16 protein-coding genes and 2 tRNA genes are annotated in these 20,510 nt (G+C 73.5%); 8 read left to right on the top strand and 10 right to left on the bottom strand.

The window, feature by feature from the left end:
• The first annotated feature begins 30 nt into the window (after nt 1-30).
• Nucleotides 31-573: a MarR family winged helix-turn-helix transcriptional regulator gene (locus AB0399_RS14895; protein WP_366411527.1), complete on the top strand. Its 543-nt coding sequence runs from the start codon at nt 31-33 to the stop codon at nt 571-573.
• A 94-nt stretch (nt 574-667) separates the two neighbouring features.
• On the opposite strand, the gene AB0399_RS14890 is transcribed toward AB0399_RS14895, so the two are convergent.
• The 7 genes from AB0399_RS14890 to AB0399_RS14860 all read right to left on the bottom strand — a co-directional run bounded on the left by AB0399_RS14890 (nt 668) and on the right by AB0399_RS14860 (nt 7,363).
• Entirely contained in the window at nt 668-1,870 is a 1,203-nt protein-coding gene (locus AB0399_RS14890) for a hypothetical protein (RefSeq protein ID WP_366411526.1), read from the bottom strand.
• A 228-nt stretch (nt 1,871-2,098) separates the two neighbouring features.
• Nucleotides 2,099-2,524 carry a hypothetical protein gene (locus tag AB0399_RS14885; protein ID WP_366411525.1) on the bottom strand — a complete coding sequence of 142 codons (426 nt, stop codon included), beginning with the start codon at nt 2,522-2,524 and terminating at the stop codon, nt 2,099-2,101.
• A 2-nt stretch (nt 2,525-2,526) separates the two neighbouring features.
• Nucleotides 2,527-3,237, bottom strand: coding sequence for a vWA domain-containing protein (locus AB0399_RS14880; RefSeq protein ID WP_366411524.1), 711 nt, complete (start codon nt 3,235-3,237; stop codon nt 2,527-2,529).
• Nucleotides 3,234-4,448: a lipopolysaccharide kinase InaA family protein gene (locus tag AB0399_RS14875; protein ID WP_366411523.1), complete on the bottom strand. Its 1,215-nt coding sequence runs from the start codon at nt 4,446-4,448 to the stop codon at nt 3,234-3,236. The genes AB0399_RS14880 and AB0399_RS14875 overlap by 4 nt, the downstream gene beginning before the upstream one ends.
• Nucleotides 4,445-5,623 (bottom strand): serine/threonine protein phosphatase, encoded by a 1,179-nt coding sequence (locus AB0399_RS14870; RefSeq protein WP_366411522.1) that lies wholly within the window; start codon nt 5,621-5,623, stop codon nt 4,445-4,447. Before AB0399_RS14870 ends, AB0399_RS14875 begins: the two co-directional genes overlap by 4 nt.
• A 224-nt stretch (nt 5,624-5,847) precedes the next feature.
• Entirely contained in the window at nt 5,848-6,882 is a 1,035-nt protein-coding gene (locus AB0399_RS14865; RefSeq protein WP_366411521.1) for an alcohol dehydrogenase catalytic domain-containing protein, read from the bottom strand.
• Between the two features lie 109 nt (nt 6,883-6,991).
• Entirely contained in the window at nt 6,992-7,363 is a 372-nt protein-coding gene (locus AB0399_RS14860; protein ID WP_329367740.1) for a DUF2255 family protein, read from the bottom strand.
• Nucleotides 7,364-7,635: 272 nt separating this feature from the next.
• Between AB0399_RS14860 and AB0399_RS14855 the strand changes: the two genes are divergently transcribed.
• Nucleotides 7,636-9,711, top strand: a complete 2,076-nt coding sequence (locus tag AB0399_RS14855) for a serine/threonine-protein kinase (protein WP_366411520.1) — start codon at nt 7,636-7,638, stop codon at nt 9,709-9,711.
• 146 nt (nt 9,712-9,857) lie between these two features.
• Complete coding sequence (locus tag AB0399_RS14850) at nt 9,858-10,682, top strand: FHA domain-containing protein (RefSeq protein ID WP_366411519.1); 825 nt, start codon at nt 9,858-9,860, stop codon at nt 10,680-10,682.
• Here AB0399_RS14850 and AB0399_RS14845 read toward each other — a convergent pair.
• Nucleotides 10,668-11,273, bottom strand: coding sequence for a TetR/AcrR family transcriptional regulator (locus AB0399_RS14845; RefSeq protein WP_366411518.1), 606 nt, complete (start codon nt 11,271-11,273; stop codon nt 10,668-10,670). The two genes, AB0399_RS14850 and AB0399_RS14845, sit on opposite strands and share 15 nt — an antisense overlap.
• Nucleotides 11,274-11,462: 189 nt before the next feature.
• On the opposite strand from AB0399_RS14845, the gene AB0399_RS14840 reads away from it, so the two are divergent.
• Both AB0399_RS14840 and AB0399_RS14835 read left to right on the top strand, forming a co-directional pair.
• The gene (locus AB0399_RS14840; protein WP_366411517.1) at nt 11,463-12,254 is read left to right on the top strand and encodes an SDR family oxidoreductase; all 792 of its coding nucleotides are present in this window, start codon (nt 11,463-11,465) and stop codon (nt 12,252-12,254) included.
• Nucleotides 12,255-12,604: 350 nt separating this feature from the next.
• Nucleotides 12,605-14,353, top strand: coding sequence for a TIGR03767 family metallophosphoesterase (locus AB0399_RS14835; RefSeq protein ID WP_366411516.1), 1,749 nt, complete (start codon nt 12,605-12,607; stop codon nt 14,351-14,353).
• Nucleotides 14,354-14,369: 16 nt separating this feature from the next.
• On the opposite strand, the gene AB0399_RS14830 is transcribed toward AB0399_RS14835, so the two are convergent.
• Nucleotides 14,370-14,567, bottom strand: coding sequence for a hypothetical protein (locus AB0399_RS14830; protein WP_366411515.1), 198 nt, complete (start codon nt 14,565-14,567; stop codon nt 14,370-14,372).
• A 472-nt stretch (nt 14,568-15,039) separates the two neighbouring features.
• Nucleotides 15,040-15,882, bottom strand: coding sequence for a PhzF family phenazine biosynthesis isomerase (locus AB0399_RS14825; RefSeq protein ID WP_329367728.1), 843 nt, complete (start codon nt 15,880-15,882; stop codon nt 15,040-15,042).
• A 261-nt stretch (nt 15,883-16,143) separates the two neighbouring features.
• Between AB0399_RS14825 and AB0399_RS14820 the strand changes: the two genes are divergently transcribed.
• From AB0399_RS14820 to hrpA, 3 genes are all read left to right on the top strand, one after another.
• Nucleotides 16,144-16,218 (top strand) — tRNA-Asp (locus AB0399_RS14820).
• 4 nt (nt 16,219-16,222) lie between these two features.
• Nucleotides 16,223-16,296, top strand: a tRNA-Phe gene (locus AB0399_RS14815).
• A 206-nt stretch (nt 16,297-16,502) separates the two neighbouring features.
• Nucleotides 16,503-20,468: an ATP-dependent RNA helicase HrpA gene (hrpA, locus tag AB0399_RS14810; protein WP_366411514.1), complete on the top strand. Its 3,966-nt coding sequence runs from the start codon at nt 16,503-16,505 to the stop codon at nt 20,466-20,468.
• Nucleotides 20,469-20,510: the final 42 nt, after the last annotated feature.

Raw genomic sequence — 20,510 nt, 5'->3', positions numbered from 1 at the left:
ATGCATCGTACCGGTATTGGAGCGAGACCCGTGAGCGTGGACGGCAGCCTTGAGGCGCTTGACGTGATCGAACGCCAGACCGCGGTGCTGGTGCGCAACTTCGAGATGTTCTACCGCCGCACCGACATCCACGACGATCTGGACCGGGCGGAGTACCTGCTGCTGCGCACGCTCTCCGAGGTCGGGCCGCAGGACATCAACACGCTGGCCGCCTCGCTCGGCCTCGATCCGTCCACCGCGGGACGGCAGGTCTCGGCGCTGTGCCGGCAGGGCCTGGTCGAGCGCGCGGCGGCCGCCACCGACCGCCGGCGCAGCATCATCACGCCGACCGCCGCCGGGCTGCGCCGCATGGACGCGGTCCGCACCGCCCGCGCGGAGAGCCTGGCCGACCTGCTCGGCGGCTGGACCGAGGAGGAACTGCACACGCTGGGCGCGATGTTCGCCAAGTACAACGGTGCGGTGGCTCGCAAGTTCCTCGCGGATGCCCATGCCGATGCCGGTGTCGGTGTCGGTGTCGATGCCAACGCCGACGCCAACGCCGAAAGCGCGCCCGCGCCCGTCAACGCCCGCTGACCGTAAGCCCGTTGGCGGTCGGGCCGCACCGCGCCGCCGTACGGCCGGTGCTCTCCGACCCGCTCTGCCCCTCTCCGCCGTGCGTCCGGGCGGCTCACAGCGCCGACTTCGAGACGTACGACGCGCTCCACGTCGCCTTGCCGCCCTCGTACGCGGTCAACTTCCCGGACACGAAGCGGTAGTCGACGCTGCCCGTCGCGCCGGTCCCGTCGACGGGCACGTCGAAGCCGCCGGTGATCCGCTTCGCCGCGCTGGCGCCCTCGATGGTGCCCGACGGGCCGGGCGGGCGGTCGTTGAAGTAGAAGTCGCCGCCGGAGGTGTGGCAGAAGGCGTACTCCTCCGCCCCGTCCGTGCGCCGGTACACCGCGAGCAGTTCGGTGCCCTCGCGGTACTTCGCCGGAAGCACTTCGAGCAGCACCTCCGGGCAGACGGTGCCGGCCCGGACGGTGGCGGTGGCGGTGGCCTTCGCGGGCTCCCCCGCGGACGTGCTCGCGGCCGTACTCGCGGCCGCGTCGGACGGCACCGGGGAGCCGTACCCCGACCCCGACCCGGACCCGGACCCGGACCCACCGAACATCGCGTCCCAGTGCGAGACCAGCAGCACGATCCCCGTGACCACCGCCGCCACGACCAGCAGCAGGCACCCGCAGCCGATCACCTCGTCCTTGGTGCTCGGCGCGGGCCGTTCCGCCCCCTCGGCGGCGGTGCGCGAGCCGGCGGTACGGGCCGGGGTGCGCGCAGTGGTGCGAGACGGGGTACGGGGTGGCTTGCGGCCCGATCCGGAGCGGGGCGCGCCGGGGCGCGGGCTCAGCGTGGCGGGGCGGCTCGGCTTGGGACGTTCGAGCGCGTCCGCGAGACCGGGGACGCCGGTCACCAGATCGGCCTTCGGGGTGCCGTCCGGGTGGAAGAGGTCGGGCAGCAGCCGGACCATGTCGGGCGTGGCCCGGAGCCCCGGCGGCCAGCCGACCCGGCGCAGCACCTCGTCGGACGGCTCCCCGAGGACGCCGCCCGGGTCGCGGGCGGTCCGCCCGGAACCGCCCGAGCCGCTCTTCTCGGCGGGCCGGGGCCCGGTCCCCTTGCGCTTCGCGGCGCCCTTGGACCCGCCCTTGGGCCCACCCTTCGAACCGGCGGCCGCGCCAGACCCCCGTCCAGTCGCGGCCGCCGGGGCCGCGGGGGCCGCTGGAGCGGCGGGCGCCTCCGTACGCTCGCTGCGTTCGGTGCCGCAGATGTCGCACACGGCCGCGGCGGCGCCGTTGTACGTGTCGCACGCCGCGCACCGCCAGGTCGGCCCGGTCACGCGCGCCTCCGTCCCCCGCGCCACCGGCAGCCCACCGGGAACGATCCGCCCGTACGGCAGCGCGGCCACGGCCCCGACGGCACCCGGCCGGGGGCGGGCCACCGCGGTCCCGGGCACACCGGCGGCCGGCCCGGGACCCGGCCGCACCTCCCGGGCCGGCCGGACCGCCCACCCGACGAACCCGGGATACCCGGCTCACCCGGCTCACCTGGCCCGTCCGGCGGCATCTCACACGTCCGCGTCGGTGAGGCGCCGGGTCACCCAGCACAGCAGCGCCTCGGTGGGCGGGGAGGCGGGGGCGGCCAGCCAGTCCGGGTCGTCCGGCGGTATCCGGGCGGGCCGTTCGGCCACCACCTTGCTGCCGTCGGTCCAGGCGGCGTCCTCGATTCCGTAGACACCCACCAGCGTCTGCACGAACCGCCAGGCGTCCTCGGCGTGTTCGGGTCCGATCACGGCGGAGACCGTGACGTGCCCGTCGTTGGGCCCCGCGTCACCGGGCCGGAAGCGGAACACCAGCCGCAGTCCGCCCTCGCGGCCGAACGGGTGCCCGTAGACCGCGACGCATGCCTCGGGCGCCATCGACAGCTGGTTGCCGCCGGCCCACCGGAACTCCAGCCGCTGCCCCGCGGTGAGCAGCGCGTCCACGCCCTGCAACCTCACAGGCTGTTCGCGATCGTCTCGATGATCTCGTCCATCTCGAACTCCTCCAGCCCCTCGCCCGCTTTCGACGGGAAGTGCAGCGTGAGGTCCCACTCCTCGCCGATGGCCTCCTTCCAGGGCTCCTCCTCCGGCGCGAAGAGCACCAGCCGCTTCGCCGACTGCTCCATCACCGCCATCTGGCTGCGCGCGTAACCCCACTGCTCGAACAGCTCGTCCAGGCTCGCCGGGATGTCGCGCGGATACGTCTGCGTGCCGGCGCCGACGGTGCCCAACGGGTGCGCGGGCGCGTCGGTGAAGACCACGATCACGTGCCGGCGCCGGTCAAGCCCCTTCTCCCAGGGCGAGTTGACCGCGAGCGCGAGGGCTTCGAGGCCGGACTCGGGGTAGTCGCCGCCGCCGGTGGCGCGCAGCCCGCGGACGAACCGCTCGAACTCGGCCGCCTGTTCGGGCAGCCGCAGGAAGCCGGTCTGCTCGATCGCGTCGTCCGGGTTGTCGCCGAAGTCGCGGAACGCCACCACCCGCAGGCGCAGTTGGCTGATCTCCTTGCCCTTGCTCGCCATCATCCCGTGCAGCCGCTGGTGGAAGCGGAGCGAGCTCTCCTTCACGGCGTCCAGCACCGGGTTCATGCTGCCGGTGATGTCGATGCACATCACGATGTCGACGGCGTACTGCAGGTTCCCGCGGTACTTCTCGATCTCCGCGCTCATGGGTCCTTCCTCGGCTCAGGGGTGGTGGGGCGGCGGCCGGCGCGGCCACCGAGGTTGATCCGGACCCGGGACCGGGTGGGTGCGGGGGCGGGGGCGGGCGGCACGGACGGCGGCCCGGTACGGTCGGCGGCAGGCGCGCCCGGTCCCGGGTCCGGGTCCGGGTCCGGGTCCGAAGAAGCGTCGCGAGGAAGACCGGCGGGCGAACCGGCAGACGTATCAGGCGAGTTGCCGGCAGACCTGCCAGCGGGCCCTTCTGCGGGCCGGTCGGATGACCTGTCCGGCAGGTTGACCCGCAGCCGGCTCTCCCGGTGCGGCTCGCCCAGCGCGCACACCCCGGGGTCCCGCAGCGCCGCGAGGAACTCCTCCGCGCTGGGCCGGTCCCCCGGCTCCCGCGCGGCCATCGCCTTGACCAGGCGCCGCATCGGGGTGCTCAGCCGGGGGTCGTACGCCAGCGGCTCACCGGAGTTCACCGCGTCGGCCGGCGAGCCGAACCGCTCGCCGTAGCCGGGGAGTTCGCCGGTCAGCCAGAGGTGGGTGATCAGACCGAGCGCGAACACGTCGACCGCCGTGGTGAGGTCGGCGCCGTCGACCGACGCGGCGCCCTGGACGTAGCGCCGCCACTCCGGGGCACCGTAGAGCGAGTCGCCGGCGATCTCCTCGCGGCCCGGCGGCTCCCCGGCCACGTAGGCGTCGTCGAAGTCGATCAACTTGGCGGTGTGGAAGGCGGTTTCGGCACGCTTCCGGACCAGCACGTTGGCGGGCTTGAGGTCGCCGTGCACCACGCCGATGCCGTGCAGCATGCGCACGCTGGCGCCCAACGTCTTCAGCAGTACGGCCAGTTGGTGCGGATCGAGGGTGTGCGGGTGGTCCAGGGTGCTGGTGTCGATCCGCTCGGTGACCTTGTAGTAGGTGCTGCCCTGGTGGAAGAAGTCGGTGGCGAGCACCAGGTTGCCCGCGCCCGGGGCGTCCGGCCGCAGCAGTTCCATCACGGCCCGGTGCCGCGCCTCGAAGTGCCGGCAGGTCTCCATCCGGATACGGCGGCTCTCCGCGCTCCCGCCGCCGCCCTCCCGGGGCCGCTTGGGCTCCAGGAACCGCTTGAGGAAGTACTGCCCGCCGTCCTTCTCGGCGAACGCCCACACGCACTTGCCGCCGCCCGCGTTGGTCGGGTCGGTGGCGACCAGGTAGCCGCCGACCACGTCGCCTCTCTTCACGCGCCCGCCTCCGGCCCCGCCGGCGGCACCTCGCGCCGCTCCGGCCGCTGTGCGGGCAGTACGGGCGGCAGCGGCGGCATGTACCGCTCGTAGCCGGGCCGGTACGCCCGCCAGGTCTCCTCCTGCCAGTGCCGCAGCGCGTCGAACCCGGCCGTGCCCGCACCGAACCCGCCTCCCCCGTCCGGCACTTCGGCCCCCGCCCGGCCCGCCTCCCGATCCCCGGCGTACCGCTCGGGGAAGGTGGCGACGTATGCCGCGACCACCGCCCGGTACCGTTCGCGGAACGCCTCGCGCAGCGCCCGGAAGTCCGGGAAGCCCAAGGCGGCGAGACCGAGCGACGCGTCGTCGGCGGTGTACGCCTGCACCGCCGTCCGCAGCCGCGCCGCCCAGTCGGCCATGTCCCCGGCCCGGCCGAGCGTGCTCAGCAGCAGGTACTCGAAGAGCGCGGGCGTGTGCACGTAGCCGAAGAAGCCGTCGGTGCCGGAGAGCAGCACGCACGGCAGCGCGAACTCCCGCCTCCCGTACGCAGGTTGGGCGTCGACGGTGAAGTCGCGGTCGGCGCAGACCACGTTCGTCATCGGCGGGTCCTGGCGGAGCTGGTCGAGCGCGTCGTCCTCGGTGGTGTGGTCCCGGGTGAGCGCGTGCAGTCCGCTGCCGGGCAGCAGGGCGTACGACCGGGAGTCGCCGGCCCACAGGGCGCGCCAGCTCACCCGGTCGGGGCCCAGGCGGTAGGCCACGGCGGACAGCGTGGTGGGCAGGGCGCGCCGCATGGAGCCGGTGATCTTGCCGCGGGCGGGGGGCGCCGCGGCGCGCAGGGTGCCGCGCAGGTGCTCGGCGAGCCGGTCCGCGGTGTCGGGTTCGCCGTGCTCGACCAGGCGCTGGAACCAGCGTTCGGTGCCGAGCCTGGCCGCCCGGGCGCCCACCCACGCCCCGGTGTACGTCCGCCCGTCCGCCCCCTGCCAGGCCGGTGCCGCCCCCGAGCCGCCCGACCCGTCGAACACGGCCAACAACCCCGCCCCGCTGGGCACATGGTGCAGCACCAACGGTTCCGCGTCCTCCCCGTGGCCAGGCCGCCGCTCCGTCCACACGCTCAACAGCCGCACCCCGTCCGCCCGCCCGGCCCACGACGACTCCCCCGGCCGCGCCCCCACGGCAAGGTGCTGCGACGCACTCATCCGTCAGCCCCTCCGCCGTCCCGACCGCTCCGCTCCACCCCCTTTACCTACCGCCGCTCCAACGGGACCCCTCCCGCGCCCGCACCCCAGGAGCGCGCGGGGGTAGCGCCCAGGCGTGGCTCCGGGGGGAGAACGGCGCGGCCCCGAACGGGCGCGGGGAACGGCGCGACCAGCCCCCACCGCCAGGTGGTCCCTCAACCGACAGCACCACCCACCCCGGGGGGTCAGGGGCGGACCAACACCTTCAGAGCCTCGCGGTCGTTCATCGCCCGGTACCCGTCGGCGATCTCCTCCAGGCCGACCGTACGGTCGAAGACCCGCCCGGGCGTGATGGAGCCGTCCAGCACGTGCGGCATCAGCTCCTCGATGTACGCCCGCGCGGGCGCCACCCCACCCGTGAGCGTGATGTTGCGCATGAAGTCGGGGAACCCGAAAGGCACTTCGGAGAACTGCGGCGCACCGACCCGGCTGATGGTGCCGCCGGCCCGCACCACCCCGAAACTCTGCACGATCGCGTCCTTGAGCCCGACGCATTCGAGCACCTTGCGGGTGCCCTCCCCCCGGGTCAGCTCCCGCACGCGGGCGACGCCCGCCTCACCCCGCTCGGCCACCACCTCGGTGGCACCGAAGTCGCGCCCGAGGTCGGTGCGGGCCTTGTGCCGCCCCATGAGAATGATCTGCTCGGCGCCCAGCAGCTTCGCGGAGATCACCGCGGCCAGCCCCACCGCGCCGTCGCCGACGACGGTGACGCTGTCACCGCGCCCGACCCCCGCGGTGCGCGCCGCGTGGTATCCGGTGCAAAGGACGTCGGAGAGCGTCAGCAGGTCCGGCAGCAGCTCCGAGTCCTCCGTGACCGGCAGCCTGACCAGGGTCCCGTCGGCGTACGGCACGCGGGCGATCTGCCCCTGACCGCCGTCCACACCGTTCACGCCCCACTGCCCGCCGTGCAGGCAGGAGGTCTGCAACCCCTCCCGGCAGTACACGCAGGTGTTGTCGGCGTAGACGAAGGGCGCCACGACCACGTCGCCGGGCCGCAACCCGCGCACCTCGGAGCCGGTCTCCACCACGACACCGAGGAACTCGTGCCCCATGTGGCGGGGGTTGTCCGTGGGCGGCAGCGACTTGAACGGCCACAGGTCGCTGCCGCAGACGCAGGACAGCACGATCCGTACGACCGCGTCGGTCGGGTTCTTGATCTCGGGGTCGGCGACATCCTCGACGCGTATGTCGTCGGCCGCGTACAGCAGTGTGGCGCGCATGAGCAGGTGTTCCTCACGGTGTCTGGGATGTCCCGGGCGATCCGGGTGATCCGGGTGATCCGGGTGATCCGGTGCGGGGGTCGGCGGGGCGGCCGGCCGGGGTCGGGCGTCAGCGCGGTTCGAGCCCGAGCGTGGCGGTCCGGGCACCCTCGGTCAGGACGTGCTCGACGATGCCCGTGTAGCGGCCGTACTTCGTGCGATACGCGGCGTCCACGTCCGCGTACTCTCCGGGATCGGCGTCGCGGAACGCCACCTGCCGCCGTACGCCTCCGGCCTCGACGAGGCCCTCGTGCCGGGACCGCGTGCCCCGGTACCAGGGGCCGTCCGTGCCCTTCACCGAGCGCACGTAGAGGCGGTCCCCCACACGCACCACCCACATGGTCACCGGTGCCCGCAGGGTGCCGTCGGCGCGTTCGGACCGCAGGTCGAGCTCCCCGGCCGTACCGATCTTCTCCAGGTCCGCGTCGTTCCAGTGCGTCATGCCCTCACTCCCTCAGAACCGTGGCCGCCCCCCTCATCCACGGTCACGCGATCCCGGCGCCCCGGCCAGCCGAACGCCCTCGCCCCCACCCTGCCGCCTCCGCCCGCCCCCAACCAGGCCGGGCCCACCCAGGGAACCCCCAGCGGGGGCACACCAGGACCCCCCACCGCCAGGTGCCCCCGGAACCGACAGAACCAGCCACCCCCGAGGGTCGGGGACGGTCATACTGTCTGCGGCGGATGGGTCATGCGTGACGGGTGAGGGAGGCGCGAGTGCGCCTGGGTGCGAAGGTCGGCGAGCGCTACCGCCTGACGAAAGGCCCGATCCGAGGCGGCTCGGGCGAAGTCTGGCTCGCCCACGACGAGGAACTGGGCCGGGACGTCGTCCTGAAGAGGGTCCTGGGCGTCGAGAGCCCCACCGGCTTCGACCGGCTCCGCGCCGAAGCCCGCGTCCTCGCCCGTTTCAGCCACCCCCACGTGGTGACCCTGCACGACGCCGTCCGCGTCGGCCGGCGCAACCGCGCGACCACCTACCTCGTGATGGAGTACGCCCCCGGCGGCAGCCTGGACCACCGCCCGCCCCTGCCCCCGCACCTCGCCGCCCACCTCGGCGCGCAGATCGCGGACGCGCTGATCGCCCTGCACACGGAGGGCATCGTGCACGGCGACATCAAACCGGGCAACGTCGTGGCCACCGGCCCCCGCACCGTGAAACTCGCCGACTTCGGCGCCGCGTACCGGGTCGGCGGCAAGGAGACGATCACCCCGAACAGCGCGATCGGCTACACCCCCGACTACGCCGCGCCCGAAGTCGTCCGCGGGCAGCCCGAGCCCGCCTCGGACGTCTTCTCGCTCGCCGCGATGGTGTACGCCCTGATCAGCGGAGATCCGCCGCGGCCCCCGGGTGCGCCGGGCGCGGGATCGTACCGGCCGGGCCCGGAATCCCGGCGGAACGTCGAACTGACCGCCGACGTGGGCCCGTTGCGGGAGCCCCTGACCGCGATGCTGCGCCGCGACCCGGGCGCGCGGCCCAGCGCGGCCGAGGCGCTGGAGCTGCTGCGCGCGGCGGCCGGACCGGTCGCCGAACTGCCCGCGCTTCCCGACCCGTTGGAGCCGACGGAGCGCAGCAGCGGTACCGCGGAGGACGGTTCGGAGCCCGCCCGCTTTCCTCCCGGCCTGTTCCGTCCCGGCCTGTTCCGCCCCACCCCCTTGCGTCCCGGCCGATTCCTACGGGACCACCTGCGGTCGGTCGTCGCGGTCTCCGCGGCCGTGGTCGTGCTGGCGGCGGCCGCCGGAGTGTGGGCGGCGAGCGGCGGTTCGGGCGGGGCGTCGGCCGCACCCGGTTCCGCGCCCTCGGGCCGCCCCGCGCCGAAGGCGCCCACGTCCGCCGGCTCCGTCTCCGCGGCCCTCTTCGGCGACCAGCGCACCGCCGACCCCTGCGCGCTCGCGAAGCCCGCCGCGCTGGCGAAGTACGGCGACGCCGAACTCGACCCGGCCTACGGCAACTTCGACCGGTGCGACGTCATCGTGGACACCAGGTCCGGGCCGGAGATCGACATCGAGGTGGAGTTCGTCGACGGCTCGGCGCAGCCCACCGGCACCGTGCACACCGCGGGCCGGGTGCGCGTCGTGGACGAGCCGGCGGACGGCGGCGAGTGCGACCGTACGCTCCTGCTCGACGGCGCCGCGGACACCGGCGGCGGCAACAGCGCCGGCAAAGGCAACAGCGGCAACGGCGGCCACGACCACGGCGGGCGGCACCGTTCCACCAGCGTGCACGCCGTCGTCACCGCGAAGCCGGCCGACGACTCCGACCCCTCCTCCACCGTGCTGTGCGGCATGGCCGACACCGCCACCACCGCCGCGGTCGCCGCCCTCAACGCCGTGCCGACCGGCGGCCGACTCCCGCGCCGCACACCCGCGTTGCCCGCCGAGTCGCTGGTCGACACGGACGCCTGCACGCTGCTGACCGCGACGGCGCTCGAAGTCGTCCCCGGCATCGACGCCAACGACCCGGACGTCTCCTACGGCAACTGGGACTGCTCGTGGCAGAGCACCACCAGCGACATCGACGTCGACCTCGCCTTCGACCGAGGCGAGCCGCCCACCGCCGACGACGGCACCTCCACCCGCCTCGGCGGCCACCGCGCCTTCGTCGCCCCGCCCGACTCCGACGGCGACCACACCGCCGTGGTCGAGGTGGTCTACCGCACCTACACCGACGACCACGGCGACCGGCTCGCCGAGACCTTCGAGTTGGAGGTCAGCGGCTCGGGCGGCGACGCGAGGCTGCGCTCCATGGCGACCCGGCTCGCCGCCGCGGCCGCCGCCCGGCTCCCCACCCGCTGACCCGTCTGCGGAGGGGTCCCGCGCCGGCCGGGCACACTCGGACAAAGAGGTGCGCGACGAGAGTGGAAGGCGCACGGGGGACACCGCGGGGCCGTGCACCGGAGGGGAGCGCGCGGCCCGCCCCCGCCGCCGATGAGGAGGAGACAGTGAACAGCCCGGACAGCCTCGCGCGGGGCGCCGCGCCCGCCAGCCCCGGCACGCTCCACGCCCGCACCGTGACCGGCGGCATCAAGGTGGCACCGCGCGCCGGGCTGGTGGTCAGGTTCGGCCGCGGCGAGCGCCCGGACGACGTGGACCTGCCGGTCGGCGAGGACGACCTGCGGGTCAGCCGCCGGCACGGCGAACTCACCTACCGCAAGCGCCAGTGGTGGCTGCGCAACACCGGCCGGCAGCTCGTCCGCCTGCCGCACGGCCGCCTGATGCACACCACCACCGACCCGATCCCGCTCGTCCCCGGCTACACCCCGGTCTTCGTCAAGGGCTCCGGCTTCCGCGAGCACCTGGTCGAGCTGTACGTCACCGGCCACGACGAGCGCGGCTCCGTACCCCGCCGCCGCGCCGAGACCCTGCCGCCCAAGCTGTGGCCGCTGGACGACGACGAACGCCTGCTGCTGGTCGTCATGGGCCAGCACTACCTGCTCTATGAGGACGGCCCGCGTCCGCTGGCATACCGGCAGACCGCCGAGCAACTCGCGTACCTGCGCCCCGACGACAACTGGAGCGTGCGCCGGATCGAGTACAAACTCGCCTCCGTACGGCGGCGGTTGCACGAGGGCGGCTTCCCGTACCCGCTGATGCACGACGGCGACGCGGGCACCCCGTGGGACAACAACCTCCTGCACAACCTCCTCAAGGGCCTGGTCGAGTCCACCACGCTGGTGCCACCGGACCTGGACCTGATGGAGACCGAGCCGGACGAGGACGGCTTCGGCGACGAGCCCGCGGACGCCCCCGGGTCACGCCCCCGCTGAACCCTCCGCCGACGCACCCGCCGACGCACCCGGCCGCGCCCGCAGCCCGTCGAGCACGAGGCCGAGCAGGTGCCGGGTGCGCGGCTCCCAGTCCGGCCCCTGGTCGCTGCGCCACAGGAAGTCCACCAGGAGCAGCACGTCCGGCGCGTCCACGTCGGCGCGCACGGCGCCGGCGTCCTGCCCGGCCCGCAGCAGCGAGCCGATCGTGTCGATCACCCGGTCGTAGTACTCGTTGGACAGGTCCGCCCGGGTCGCGGCCTCCACGGCCTGCGCGACGCCGTGCTTGATCCGGCCGTACGCCGCCAGCCGGTCCAGCCACAGCCGCAGGGCGTCCAGCGGCCGCTGCTCGTGCGCGCGCAGCAACTCGGGTGCGGCGCACAGCAGTTCCTCGATGTCCTGCCGGTAGACGGCCAGCAGCAGCGCCTCTCGGGTGGCGAAGTGCCGGTAGAGCGTGCCCTGGCCGACCCCCGCGCGCTTCGCGATCGAGTTCAGCGTCGCGTCGGCCGACTCGGTCAGCGCGACCCGGGCCACGTCCACGATCCGGGCCCGGTTCTGCTCCGCGTCGGCCCGCCGAGGTGCTCGCTCGGTCACGAGGCGCCCTTCCTTCCCTCCGGTCCGGCCGCGCCGCCGCACCGCGCCGCGCCGTGGCAGGGCGCGGCAGGGCGGGACCGGGCCGGGTCCTTTGCTAAGCGGACACCTGTCCGCTACGTTGGAATGGAAGCGGACGCGTGTCCGCTTCCCCTTCCGACGATACCGCGAACCCCCGGCAAGGAGCAGTCCATGTCCACCGCAGCACCCGCGACCCCCGCCTCCGCCGCATCTCCTTCCTCCCCCACGCCCCCGCTGCACGGCAAGGTCGTCGCCCTCACCGGCGCGAGCAGCGGCATCGGCGAGGCCACCGCGCTGCTGCTCGCCGCGCGCGGCGCCCGGCTGGTGCTCGGCGCGCGCCGCACCGACCGGCTGGACGCGCTCGCCGCGCGGATCACCGCGGCCGGCGGCGAGGCCGTCACCGCCAGGACCGACGTGCGCCGCAGCGAGGACCTGGCGGCGCTCGTCGCCCTCGCCGGTCAGCGCTTCGGCCGGCTCGACGTCCTGGTGGGCAACGCCGGCATCGGCCCGGTCTCCCCGCTCGACGACCTGCGGGTCGAGGACTGGGCGGACATGGTCGACATCAACGTGAAGGGCCTGCTGCACGGCATCGCCGCGGCCCTGCCGGTCTTCCGCGCCCAGGGCTCGGGGCACTTCGTCACGACCCTGTCCACCGCGGGCCTGCGGATCGTCCCCGGCCAGGTGGTCTACGCGGCGACCAAGAACGCCGCCCGCACCATCTGCGAGGGCCTGCGCCAGGAGGCCGGCCCGCACATCCGCGTCACCTCCGTCTCCCCCGGTTTCGTGCACACCGACTTCGCGGCGGGCGCGGCCGACCCGCGGGTGCGCGCCGAGCTCCTCGCCAAGCGCGACGAGATCGCCATCCCGCCGGACGCGATCGCCCGGGCCATCGGCTACGCCATCGAGCAGCCGGCGGACGTGGACGTCAACGAGATCGTGATCCGCCCGACCGCCCAGAGCTGAACTCTCCCGAGCACAGCCACACTTCACCCCGCGAACCCGAACCCGGCCACGCGCCCCCGTACGGACCTGCGCCGCGTACGAACCTGCGCCGCGTACGGGCATCCGCTGCGTACGGACCTGCGCCGCGTACCGCCGCCGTCGCTTCACGGCCGGTTCACGCGGCGGCCAACCCGCCGTGAAGATGCGGCGGGACCCTGGCGGTTGGCCATTACCGGCTGGTAATACGGAGCTGAGCGCGCGCCGGGCACGTCTCCGGCACGGGCCGAGCGACGCCCGACACGCCGGCCGGCGAACGGCCGGAGCAGCAGCCGCACGAGCGCCAACCCCGCCCACCGTCAGGAGACTTGTCCATGCGCGCAGCCAGCAGACGCCAGTTCCTCTCCGGTGCCTCCGCCGCGGCGGCGGCCGCCGCCCTGACCCTCGTGGACAGCCCGTTCGCGTCGGCCGCGGCCCACGACCGCGCGGTCGCCGCGACCGCCGCGCGCGCCGTCGTGGTCGAGGGCACCACGCTCGCCCAGGCCGCGACGGCGACCGGCACCGGCACGTACAAGAGGCTTGCGGCCGGGCCCGGTTGGCCACTGGTGGTACGCGGCGAGCTGGCCGCGGCCGGCTCCGGGCGGGACACCACGCGGACCGGGCTCGCCTCCTTCGTGCAGTTCACCGACCTGCACCTGGCCGACACCGAGTCGCCCGTGCGCTTCGAGTACCTGGCGCAGTACATCGACTCCGCCTACCGCCCGCACGAGGCGCTGACCGTGCGCGGCGCGGCCTCGCTGGTGGACCGGGTCAACTCCCTTTCCGGCGGCCCCTACACGGGCCTGCCGTTCTCGCTGGTGATGGCGACCGGCGACAACACCGACAACCACGAGCAGGTCGAACTCGACTGGTACCTCACGGTGATGAGCGGCGGCGCGATCACCCCGAACACCGGGGACACCTCGCGGTACGAGGGCGTGCAGAACTCCGGTTCCGCGCTGTACTGGAACCCCGAGTCGTCCTACCAGGACCACTACAAGGCGGCCGGCTTCCCGCAGGTGCCGGGCTTCCTGGCCGCGGCCGGGAAGCCGTTCACCGCGGCCGGGCTGCGCACCCCCTGGTACACCACGGTCGGCAACCACGACGACAGCATCGAGGGCACCCTGCCCGACCTGGGCCTGCTGGGCTCGCTCTACACCGGCGGCGGCAAGATCGAGGGCGTGGACGACGCGACCGCGGCCAAGCTCGCCGACGCGATCCAGCACGACCCGGCGACCGCGGTCGCCCTCCTGCTCGGCCTGCTCGAAGGCGGCGGCCCGGTCCGCTCGGTCACCCCCGACGCCCGCCGCGCCCCCTTCACCCCGAAGCAGTTCGCCCAGGCGCACCTCGACACCGCCCGCACCGGCCCCGGCCCGTACGGCCACGGCTTCACCGCGGCGGCGGCCGACAGCGGCAAGCTCTACTACACCTTCCCGATCTCCGACGGCGTCCTCGGCGTCAGCCTCGACACCACCAACCGCGCCGGTTGGGCGGACGGCTCCATCGGCTCCACCCAGCTCAAGTGGCTGGAGTCGGTGCTCCAGTCGTACAGCACCCACTGGTACGACACCGACGGCAACGTGGTCCGGCGCGGCTCCCAGGACCAGCTCGTCGTCCTGTTCAGCCACCACACCAGCACCACCATGGGCAACACGCTGCCCGACCCGTACAACCTCCTCGACGGCCGGCACACCGGCACCGAACTCGTCACCCTGCTGCAGCGCTACCCCAACGTGGTGGCCTGGGTGAACGGCCACACGCACGCCAACCTCATCACCCCGCACGGCCACGCCGTCCCCGAGCGGGCGTTCTGGGAGATCAACACCGCCTCCCACGTCGACTTCCCGCAGCACGCCCGGCTGATCGAGATCGCCGACAACCACGACGGCACCCTGTCGCTCTTCACCACCCTCGTCGAGTCCGCCGCCCCCTACGCGACCGACTTCGGCACCACCACCGAGCCCAACCTCGCCGCCCTCTACCGCGAGCTCTCCTTCAACGACCCCTACGCCACCCCCGCCGCCAAGCTCGGTACCTCCGCCGACCACAACACCGAACTCCTCCTGGCCAAGCCGAGCACCTGACCGCCCGCGCGGCGGATCAGCGGTGCGAGATCGACAGGTCCGCGGTGCCCCCGTGCACCGACCCGACCCGTACCGAGATGCCGTTCAGCGCGGCGGTGCCGCCGGGGCTGACCCCGGACTCCAGGTGGGTCCCGGCGCCGTTCGCCTCGATGGTGACGCCGTCGGGGCCGATGTGGGTGACCTTGAACGCGGAGAAGCCGAACCGGCCGTCCACCGGGATGGTGACCGGCCGGGAGACGGTGATCTCGCAGGTGCCGTCGTAGCAGGCGTGGAGATCGGTGGTGGCGGTGCCGGCGCTCGGGGACGCGGTGGCGGGAGTGGTCGCGGTGGTGGGAATGCTCGCGGTGGCGGGCGGGACCGGGGGGCGGCGCGGGCGCCGGCGCGGTGGAGGTCGCGGCCGCGGTGGTCGCCGGTGTGCGCCCGGCCCCCTGGGCGGTCCCGCTCCCGTGCCCGTCGCCGTGCCCGCCCGACCCGCACCCCGCCAGTACCGCGGCCGCCAGCACCGCGCCCGCGACGTACCCGCACCGCATGTGTCCGGCCATCGCTCGACTCCCCGCTCGCGCCCCTGGTCCACCCGGGTCCGCCCCTTCCGGCGGCTCCCCCAGGTCTACCCGGTGCGCCCCGGGACCCGTCCCGAGCCGGCCGTACCGACCCCGTACGGGTGACGCGCGGCGCCGGGCCTGACGTCAGTCCGGGATCGGTACGGCCGCGCCGCGCACGCTGATGCCCTCGGCGGGGTCCGCGGGGACGCCGACGGTCAGCACGCTCGGCCGGCCCATGTCGTCGCCCTGGTGGATGGTGAGCTCGGCCGGCAGCGCGACCAGGCCCAGCTCCCGCAGGTAGCCGCCGAACGCGCCGGCCGCCGCTCCCGTGGCCGGGTCCTCGACCACACCGCCGGGCGGGAAGGGGTTGCGGGCGTGGAAGACGGTCTCCGACTCCCGCCAGACCAGGTCGACCGTCGTCCAGTCGCGGCGGCGCATGAGGTCGCCGAGCGCGGCCATGTCGTAGTCGAGCGCGGCCAGCCGCTGCCGGGTCGAGGCGGCGATCACCGGGTGCCAGGCGCCGGCGTAGGCGATCCGCGGCGGCAGCGCCGGGTCCAGTTCGTCCGCGGACCAGCGCAGCGCGGCGAGCAACTCCGGCAGGTCGTCCGGGGCCGGCGGCACCGACCTGGGCGGCACGCTCACCAACTCGGCGGTGATCACGCCGTCGGCCCCCACCGAGGTCCCGACCCTGACGAGCCCGGCCCGGGTGTGGAAGTCCCGTGCGCCGGGGCCGTGCTCACGCGCGTGGGCGACCGCGGTGGCGATGGTCGCGTGCCCGCAGAACGACACCTCGGCCAGCGGGCTGAAGTAGCGGACGTCCAGGCCGCCGTCGGGGCGGGGCACGGCGAACGCCGTCTCCGAGTAGCCGACTTCGGCGGCGACGGCCAGCATCGCGGCCTCGTCGGCGCCGCTCGCGTCCAGCACCACGCCCGCCGGGTTCCCCCCGGAGGCGTCGGTGGCGAAAGCCACGTACCTCAGCACGTCCATGGCCGCACGCTACCCAGCGCGTCATGACACCGTCAAAGCTCTTTCCCAAGCCGTACCTGCGCCCGCGCGGACCTCGTGCGTACGGGACCCCGCCCCGATTCTGCTACGCTGATCCAGCGACATCAGCCCGTCGAAATGTCCGAACGGTCACAGGAAATCCCCAGGGGTTTCCGGGGGCCCGGAAGGCATGGCGCGGGCGTCGCGGAAAACTGGTGCGAGAGCGGGGCACATCATGTGTCACACTTGTGCCGCACCAAGCAAGGTCCTGTGGAGCAGTTTGGAGTGCTCGCCACCCTGTCAAGGTGGAGGCCGCGGGTTCAAATCCCGTCAGGACCGCTGCGGCTGGGTAGCTCAGTTGGTACGAGCGACCGCCTGAAAAGCGGTAGGTCGCCGGTTCGACCCCGGCCCCAGCCACCGCACGACACAGGGCCCGTTTCCATCGGAGACGGGCCCTGCGTCGTTGGCGCGGGCGCCCCGGCAGGCACCCCGACGGGCACCCGGTAAGCAGCCGGCAGGCACCCGCGGGCACCCCGTGGACCGCGCCCCCGTCCGGACGCCCCGAAAACCCCGCCGAAATGGGTTCGCCCGTCCTCCCCGGCAGGTGCGATGCTGGATCGCGTATGTCTACGCAACCCTCCTCCTCCGCCGAGTTCTCCGGACTCGCCGCGCGGCTGCCCGCGCTCTCCTCGCGCGACGAGCAGCGGCTCGGCCGCCGGCTCGACGGCGCCCGCCGCATCCGCAAGCCGGAGGCGCGCACCGCGGTGCTCACCGAGATCGACACGGAGATCGGGAGGGCCGAGGCCCGGATAGCCGCCCGCCAGGCTGCTGTGCCGCGGATCACGTACCCCGAGTCGCTGCCGGTCAGCCAGAAGAAGGACGACATCCTCGCGGCGATCCGCGACCACCAGGTGGTGATCGTCGCCGGTGAGACCGGCTCAGGCAAGACCACCCAGATCCCGAAGATCTGCCTGGAGCTGGGCCGGGGCGTGCGCGGCCTGATCGGCCACACCCAGCCGCGCCGGATCGCGGCCAGGACGGTCGCCGAGCGCGTCGCGGAGGAGCTGCGCACCCCGCTGGGCGAGGCGGTCGGCTGGAAGGTCCGCTTCACCGACCAGGTGGGCGACTCCACCCTGGTCAAGCTGATGACCGACGGCATCATGCTCGCCGAGATCCAGACCGACCGCGAGCTGCGCGCCTACGACACGATCATCATCGACGAGGCCCACGAGCGCAGCCTCAACATCGACTTCATCCTCGGCTACCTCGCCCAGCTGCTGCCGCGCCGCCCCGACCTCAAGGTCGTGATCACCTCCGCCACGATCGACCCGCAGCGCTTCTCCCGGCACTTCGGCGACGCCCCGGTGGTGGAGGTCAGCGGGCGCACGTATCCGGTCGAGGTGCGCTACCGGCCGCTCCTCGAAGAGGGTTCCGCGGAGGCCGACCGGGACCAGATCACCGCGATCAGCGACGCGGTGGACGAACTGCAGGCCGAGGGCCCGGGCGACATCCTGGTCTTCCTCTCCGGCGAGCGGGAGATCCGCGACACCGCCGACGCCCTCACCAAGCGGCAGTTGCGCGGCACCGAGGTGCTGCCGCTGTACGCGCGGCTGTCGTCGGCGGAGCAGCACCGCGTCTTCCAGCAGCACACCGGCCGCCGCATCGTGCTGGCCACCAACGTGGCGGAGACCTCGCTGACCGTCCCGGGCATCCGCTACGTGATCGACCCCGGCACCGCCCGCATCTCCCGCTACAGCCACCGCACCAAGGTGCAGCGGCTGCCGATCGAGCCGATCAGCCAGGCCAGCGCCAACCAGCGCAAGGGCCGCTGCGGCCGCACCTCCGACGGCATCTGCATCCGGCTCTACGACGAGGACGACTTCCTGTCCCGTCCCGAGTTCACCGACGCGGAGATCCTGCGCACCAACCTCGCCTCGGTGATCCTGCAGATGACGGCGGCCGGGCTCGGCGACATCGCGAAGTTCCCGTTCATCGACCCGCCGGACAGCCGCAACATCAAGGATGGCGTCCAGCTCCTCGAAGAGCTCGGCGCGCTCGACCCACAGCAGAAGGACCCGCGCAAGCGGCTCACCCAGACCGGCCGCAAGCTCGCCCAGCTCCCGGTCGACCCGCGGCTGGCCCGCATGGTGCTGGAGGCGGACCGCAACGGCTGCGTGCGCGAGGTGATGGTGATCGCGGCCGCGCTGTCCATCCAGGACCCGCGCGAGCGCCCCGCCGACAAGCAGGCGCAGGCCGACCAGCAGCACGCCCGGTTCAAGGACGAGAGCAGCGACTTCCTCTCCTTCCTGCACCTGTGGGCGTACCTGCGCGACAAGCAGAAGGAGCTGTCCTCCTCCGCCTTCCGCCGGATGTGCCGTTCCGAGTTCCTCAACTACCTGCGCATCCGCGAGTGGCAGGACATCTACAGCCAGCTCCGCTCGGTCGCCCGGACCCTCGGCATCACCATCGAGCCCGAACCCACCGGCGACCAGGACGCGGCGGACCCGCAGCGGGTCCATGTGTCGTTGCTCGCGGGGCTGTTGTCGCATCTGGGCCTCAAGGACACCGACAAGAACGAGTACCTGGGTGCCCGTAGCGCGAAGTTCGCGGTCTTCCCCGGCTCCGCGCTGTTCAAGAAACCGCCGCGCTGGATCATGTCGGCCGAGCTGGTGGAGACCTCCCGGCTGTGGGCGCGGGTCAACGCGAAGATCGAGCCGGAGTGGGTCGAGCCGCTCGCCGAGCACCTGGTCAAGCGCAGCTACAGCGAGCCGCACTGGGAGAAGGACCAGGCCGCGGTGATGGCGTACGAGAAGGTGACGCTCTACGGCGTCCCGCTGGTCGCCCAGCGCAAGGTGAACTACGGGCGGATCGACCCGGAGACCTCGCGCGAGCTGTTCATCCGCAACGCCCTGGTCGAGGGCGACTGGCGCACCCACCACCAGTTCTTCCACGACAACCGCAAACTCCTCGGCGAGGTCGAGGAGTTGGAGCACCGCGCCCGCCGCCGCGACATCCTCGTCGACGACGAGACGCTCTTCGACTTCTACGACGGCAAGCTGCCCGAACACGTCGTGTCCGGAGCCCACTTCGACTCCTGGTGGAAGCACAAGCGGCGCGAGGAACCGGAGTTGCTCAACTTCGAGCATTCCATGCTGATCAACGAGAACGCGGAGGCGGTCACCAAGGCCGACTACCCCGACTCCTGGCGGCAGGGCGCGCTGAAGTTCCGGGTGACCTACCAGTTCGAGCCGGGCGGGGACGCCGACGGTGTGACCGTGCACATCCCGCTCCAGGTGCTCAACCAGGTGGTGCCCGACGGCTTCGACTGGCAGATCCCCGGCCTGCGCGAGCAGGTCGTCACCGAGCTGATCCGCTCGCTGCCCAAGCCGATCCGCCGCCACTACGTCCCGGCGCCGAACTACGCGCAGGCGTTCCTCGACCGGGTCGCGGCCGGCCCCGACCCGCTGCCCGTGGTGCTGGCGCGGGAACTCCAGCGGATGGTCGGGGTACGGGTCTCGGCGGAGGACTTCGACCTGTCGAAGGTGCCCGACCACCTCAAGATCACCTTCCGGGTGGTGGACGAGCGGCGCCGCAAGGTCGCCGGCCACGCGGAGGACAAGGACCTCGACGCGCTCAAGCAGCGGCTGCGGCCGAAGACGCGGGAGGCGATCACCAAGGCGTTCGAGCGGGCCTCGGACCCGGCGCTGGCCACCATGGAGCAGCGCACCGGCCTCACCGACTGGACGGTGGGCGCCCTCCCGCGCACCTTCGAGACCAGGCGGGCCGGGCAGCCGGTCAAGGCGTACCCCGCGCTGGTCGACGAGGGCGCCACGGTCGCGGTGCGGCTGTTCGACACCGAGCCGGAGCAGGCCGAGGCGATGTGGCGCGGCACCCGCCGGCTGATCCTGCTGAACGTCCCGGTCAACCCGGCGAAGTTCGCCGCCGACAAGCTCTCCAACCAGCAGAAGCTCGCGCTGTCCCGCAACCCGCACGGCAGCGTGCAGGGCCTCTTCGAGGACTGCGCCACCGCGGCCGCGGACCGGCTGATCGCCGAGCACGGTGGGCCCGCCTGGGACGAGGAGAGCTACCGCAAGCTGTTCGACGCGGTACGGGCCGACCTGGTCGAGCTGACCGGGCGCTCCATCCAGCAGGTCCAGCAGGTGCTCGCGGCCTGGCACTCCTGCGAGCGCCGGCTGAAGGACACCGCGAGCCTCGTCCTGGTCGCGAACGTCCAGGACGTCAAGGAGCAGCTCGCCGGGCTGGTGTACCCCGGTTTCGTCACCGGGGCGGGCCTGAAGCGCCTCCCGGACCTGCTGCGCTACCTGGTGGCCGCCGACCGCCGCCTCCAGCAGATGCCGACGGGCGTCCAGCGCGACACCACCCGTATGGAGAAGGTCCGCGAGATCCAGGCGGAGTACGCCGAGCTGCTGGCCGCCCAGCCGGCCGGACGCCCGGTCCCCGCCGCCGTCCGCGACATCCGCTGGATGATCGAGGAGCTGCGGGTCAGCTACTTCGCGCACGCCCTGGGCACCGCGTTCCCGGTCTCCGACAAGCGCGTCTTCAAGGCCCTCGACGCCGCCTGGTCCTGAGTTCGACCGCACCCCCTGACCTGCTGTACAGTCTGACTCGCA

The organism is Streptomyces sp. NPDC088194, assembly GCF_040702025.1.
Classification (GTDB): domain Bacteria; phylum Actinomycetota; class Actinomycetes; order Streptomycetales; family Streptomycetaceae; genus Actinacidiphila.
This window is presented reverse-complemented; position numbering and strand designations above follow the sequence as displayed.